The sequence below is a fragment of the Deinococcus rhizophilus genome, assembly GCF_030271215.1.
Classification (GTDB): domain Bacteria; phylum Deinococcota; class Deinococci; order Deinococcales; family Deinococcaceae; genus Deinococcus; species Deinococcus rhizophilus.
The window spans coordinates 1-1,719 of record NZ_JASNGB010000307.1 but is presented as its reverse complement, the minus strand read 5'-3'; the positions used below and the strand labels follow the sequence as shown (position 1 = coordinate 1,719).

General features: G+C 73.7%; 2 protein-coding genes and 1 pseudogene. All 3 read right to left on the bottom strand.

Annotation, left to right across the window (positions count from 1 at the left end):
* Positions 1–52 precede the first annotated feature (52 nt).
* A complete protein-coding gene (gene truD, locus QOL99_RS16875) occupies positions 53–1,114 on the bottom strand; it encodes a tRNA pseudouridine(13) synthase TruD (protein WP_285525538.1) in 1,062 nt (353 codons plus the stop codon).
* Complete coding sequence (locus tag QOL99_RS18040; protein ID WP_456318876.1) at positions 1,111–1,203, bottom strand: hypothetical protein; 93 nt, start codon at positions 1,201–1,203, stop codon at positions 1,111–1,113. The genes truD and QOL99_RS18040 overlap by 4 nt, the downstream gene beginning before the upstream one ends.
* A gap of 148 nt (positions 1,204–1,351) precedes the next feature.
* Positions 1,352–1,719: pseudogene (locus QOL99_RS16865) on the bottom strand (hypothetical protein); the annotation flags it as partial.

The following is a 1,719-nucleotide window of genomic DNA, read 5'->3' as shown; positions in this document are numbered from 1 at the left end:
GCGAGGGCCATGCCCAGCCCGGCCAGCAGCAGCAGCCCGCCGCGCCGCAGGCTCACTCGCCCTCCTCCTCGGGGGCGTCCGGTTCGTCGGGGGCGTCCACGGCCGTCTTGGTCAGCTCGCGCAGGACACTGGTGGCGAAACTGCCCTTTGGAAGCGTGAACGCGGCCGTGTAGCCGTCCTCCTCGGGGCGCACCTCTGCCCCCTCCGGAAAGACGCGGGTGAGGCGGCGGTCGCCCCGTCGGGAGGCGAAGACCTCCGGGGTCAGGCCGAAGGCGGCGAGGGCCTCGGCCTCCAGCGCTCCCGCGTCCAGGGTCAGCGGCTTGACCTTGCGGCCAAACAGGGTGCCCGTCGCGCTGACCTCGCCGCGCCCCGCGCGGGGGGACTCGGCCGCCGCGTCCTCGACCAGGAAGACGCCCCCGGTGTCGTGCTTTTTCGCCATGTCCCCGGCGATCAGGCGGTCGAAGAGGCCGCGCTCCATTCGCAGGCTCAGAAAGCGGTTGAACATCAGGCTCTGCACGCTGGTCGTCAGGAAGCGCCGCACGCGGGGATCGCGCACCCGTGACTCGCCGCGCAGGACGCGCAGGCCCTCCTCGGCATTCAGCCCGTGCAGGCCGAAGCGCTGCGGCCCGAAGTAATTGGGCACGCCCTGAGCCGTGAGCAGGGCGAGGGTCGCCGCCGCCGTCTGCGCCGTGCCCCCCGCCCCACGCACCCGCACCACGAAGCGGTTACCGCGCAGGTGCCCCAGCCCCAGCTTGTTGCCGTGGCGGGTCACCTCCAGCACCCGCACGCCGTCCAGCGCGAAGCCGTCCAGCCGCGACCCGTACCTGGCGGGCAGGCTGATCCACTGGGTCGTCACGGCGTGGCGGTCCTTGAGCCCGGCGACGCCCACGTCACGGTCGCGCACGCCCAGTTGCGTGCACAGCTCGCGCACGACGTGGGCGGTGGTGTGCCCGGTCTTTTCCAGTTGCAGGTAGAGGTGCTCGCCCTCGCCGGAGAGCCCGTAGGCGGGAATCTCCTCGACCCGGAAGTCCTCCGGCACCGTCCGCAACTGCCCCCCGGTCCCGGGCGTCTCCGTCCGCGTGGCGAGCGCCGTCCAATCAAACACCAGACTCACGATCCGCCCACCCNTTGCAGGTAGAGGTGCTCGCCCTCGCCGGAGAGCCCGTAGGCGGGAATCTCCTCGACCCGGAAGTCCTCCGGCACCGTCCGCAACTGCCCCCCGGTCCCGGGCGTCTCCGTCCGCGTGGCGAGCGCCGTCCAATCAAACACCAGACTCACGATCCGCCCACCCTACGTCCTGCGGGGGGCGGGGGGGGTGAGAGGGCGCCGGGAGGGGGTGGGGACAGCAGGCTCAGTTCAGCACCCGTTCACCCGCATCCGGCGGCGTCCAGTCTGCCCGGAACAGCTGCGACGGCCCCGACCCCGCCTCCCGCACGTACCACACCCGCACGCCGCGCTCCCAGCCGCGCAGGGGCAGGGTGGCCTGCCCGCCGCTGGGCAGCAGGTTCAGCGGGGCGCCGCCGTCGTCGCGCACCCGCAGCCAGGCGTTGGTGCCGGAAGGAGACCACCCGGCCAGCCACAGCGGGCCGTCCGAGACGTTGGTCAGCCGTGCCCCCCGCCCGGTCAGCGCGAGGCTGAGGTCGGGCCACTCGGGGTGCCCGGTGGGACCGAAGCGCACCTCCAGCCCCGGCAGGCGCCGCGCCGGGGGGAGGGGCCGGA